Source organism: Leclercia sp. M50, from assembly GCF_037150775.1.
Lineage (GTDB): Bacteria > Pseudomonadota > Gammaproteobacteria > Enterobacterales > Enterobacteriaceae > Enterobacter.
The window spans coordinates 1-3102 of the sequence record NZ_JBBCPK010000196.1; the positions used below are offsets into that span (position 1 = coordinate 1).

Below are 3102 nucleotides of genomic sequence, written 5' to 3' on the forward strand. Positions count from 1 at the left end.
CAAGTGCAACGATAGTTAAATTTATTCTTAACGGTGCAAACAAAGTGAGCAGTAATATTGGAGTCGCAATAACCAAAAAAGAAAAAAGATATAAATATCATTCCAGCATTTCGATGAGAAGAAACAGTGAATGATTGTTCGTACATTCATGTAGCTAATGAATAACAGCCCACCATAAATACAATGGCGGATATAAATGTCAGTAAAATTATGATTGATTTATTTTTTCAGACACCATATTTCTCTAACCCCTCTTTAGTTATACTTTCTCCGAGTGATTTTGCATTGACATCATGTGATGTCTCTTCTACCTCCACCGCAGGATGAGTTTTTCCAGACGGAGCAATCTTATACGAGAATTTTTTACTTGCATATAAAGCACCCCGAGGAACAAAGAAATTATCATATTCATTCGTTGAATCTGACTTTTGTATGAGGGCATCTAATGGATTATCTTTAGCCCATGTTATACCAGTTTCTACGGTTGCTTTTATTGTATAGTATGTACGGTAAGTACCTACAGCAAATGGAATTTGACCTATAGCATCAGACCAATAAGGTATTTTATCGACAAGAGATAAAAGGAACTTCCCCCCTCCATCAGAAACATCCTTCCAGCCCCCACTACCACCTGTCCTATAAGATAGTAATGCTCTGTCAACAAATGCAAAGTCAGCAATGACCTCCCATAAATATACTTTATAAGCGTCCAGGGTGTAGTCGGCGTTATTAAAAAAAGCAATACGCGATAGTTATCTGCCAAACGTTCAAACCATTGATATTTAAATTTTCTATAAAGCTCTTGAGCAGTAATTATTATAAAGTTATCTTCTTGTTGCCCACGCAACATAAATATTACACTAGCGCTTTTCTAGTTATAATTAGAATGTCAGGCACTTTGATTTTATGAGGTATGCTGTCTGTTTCTGGGGTTATATTTCCCTTTATGCCCAACTCAGTCTTTCCATCCTTTGTGACAATGAGGTAGCTCTTTCCATCTATTTTAAGAATTTATTTTTTCATGGTCTTTTTACTTAGCTTAAAATATCCAATATTCATATTCACTGTTTCTTTTGCCTATATATCCATCTGTGCTGGAACCAGAAACTAATTCCTCCCCGTCCGAAGTTTCAACACGATAACTGACATTTGAAGTGAAGTTTAACTTTCTGTCGTACTAGGGGTCGCTTTCATATAAACCCGCCCCTTTATCGAAAAATGATAATGTCAAACATGAAAATACCGTTTTCCAGAAAAATTTCATTGTCTTACTCGCGTTTCCAGGTCAATTCTGACCAAGGGTTTCGGAGGAAATTTGCATTTTAAATGTTAACCACACTCTGGAATTTTCCATTCTGACCACCCTTCGCTTGTTGGATACATTGCATATTGCCCATGCCATTCTGGTGCAACCGAATCAGAGAACTGAGCTTGCCAAAAGTGCCATGCAGAGCTTTTTATTTTATTCCCATTAGCATCATATACAACAAAAAAAGATTGATTGGAAAATAACCGCAACAGTCTCCCGATACCACCATATGGTCGATAGTCAGGAATATAAGTAGTCAGCTCGCACTGATTATCTCGACTCCATATAGAATCATTCTTTATTGCGTTTTGATAAGCCAGAATCTTAATCATCATTAGCAAAACACAAAAGAAGAAAACTGACATCAACATGAAGCAGCACGTTTTTGTTATAAAGCTATGCATTTGCACCCCCCCCTTTCCAGTAAATATATTCCTCCATATCTACCTTATTCAAATGAATGATAATGTTCGTAGGGATTTTTTTCACCGTCGAGTATACGAAAAAATCTCCGGTTTTATTTTCGTCCTTATATTTTTCCCTGTAACTCACAAAAGATGTGTTAGTAACTCTAAAGTATCTAGAGTCGCCTTCATCAATATATTCTTTTTTCAATAATTCACTTATCACCCCTGGTTTGATGACACCATTCTCCCCCCAATAGCCTAACGGTTGATCATCACCATCATTCATAAATTCGTAGGTATCCCTAACATACAATCCAAGCTCTTTAATTTCTAACCTCATGAAACCATCAGTATCTCTCGTGACATTAAGGTCTGTAAAGGCAATTTTGATTATAAAAGAACCAAGGGCGCCATACACATCATCTAGGGTATCTGTTGCTTTTTCCCACAATGTACTACCAATTTTTATAAAGTTAAATTGACTTGTTTTATCAAGCTCTATTGCTGACAGATTGGCATAATTTAAATAACAGTTCGTTATTTCATTGTTAATAAAAAGACCTAATTCATCCAGCCTGTTAATGATATAACAAAGGCCATTAGACAACTGTTGTGAGATTTGTTTTTTTCTCCCCAGATAGTCATTATATTCAATAACAGTCGAAACTTGCTTTACAAAAGCATCGTAAATTGGTTTTACTCGCAACGAAGAAGTTAATAACCAATCAAAATCTAAATCTTCAATAATTTGAATTTTGTCCACAGTATTCATATCGACTTTATTCAGTTTCTCTCTTGGTGTCATTTCGTAAAATGGATCATAGAACCATTTCCGCATGAAACGTGCTGACACCGTCCAACCTTTTTTCGCCATCACATCCGGGATGTCAGTTATTTTGAAGATTTTGACCGGGACCGTTTGTTTGTTTTCATTTTCACTTGTTAACTTTGATTTAACCTTTACATTGGCCATAAAATCATCCTATAAATAATGCATCTTGTTCTAAAATATTTAACTCTACTTCAGCCTCATCATGATGACTAACGAAACTTGTGAAGCCCTTCTCGCATGAAATCCCTTTAATGACCGAACCTGTAGGTGAGGTCAATTCATATCCAATATTTGATATTGGTTCTTGGGTTCTTTCATCTACAAGAATAAAACTCCTTCGGTAAACATCTCCAGGCCTTGGTAAAAATGGGAGTTCTGGAGTCTGAGAATTCCTTTCCGCCGCCATTGTCCTCTTCACCTTACGTATATACGACGCTGTCGTGCCATACTCGACCTTCCCGGCCTCAAGCTTCAGGTAACTGCCACCACCAATTAACGTGATACGTTTTTTCCCGGCCAGGGAGATGTCACCCGCTGAGCTCAGCGTCAGCTTC

The 3102-nt window shown here is 36.9% G+C and carries 2 protein-coding genes and 1 pseudogene; all 3 read right to left on the bottom strand.

Annotated elements, in window-relative coordinates:
- Positions 1–1329: 1329 nt before the first annotated feature.
- Positions 1330–1680, bottom strand: coding sequence for a hypothetical protein (locus tag WFM46_RS23330; protein ID WP_336998680.1), 351 nt, complete (start codon positions 1678–1680; stop codon positions 1330–1332).
- Between the two features lie 25 nt (positions 1681–1705).
- A complete protein-coding gene (locus tag WFM46_RS23335; protein ID WP_336998681.1) occupies positions 1706–2689 on the bottom strand; it encodes a DUF6402 family protein in 984 nt (327 codons plus the stop codon).
- Between the two features lie 4 nt (positions 2690–2693).
- Positions 2694–3102 (bottom strand): annotated as a pseudogene (locus WFM46_RS23340) (type VI secretion system tip protein VgrG); the annotation flags it as partial.

Coding starts and splice junctions, on each gene's coding strand:
- WFM46_RS23330 (WP_336998680.1), bottom strand. CDS start 1,680: ATGTTGATGTCAGTTTTCTTCTTTTGTGTTTTGCTAATGATGATTAAG.
- WFM46_RS23335 (WP_336998681.1), bottom strand. CDS start 2,689: ATGGCCAATGTAAAGGTTAAATCAAAGTTAACAAGTGAAAATGAAAAC.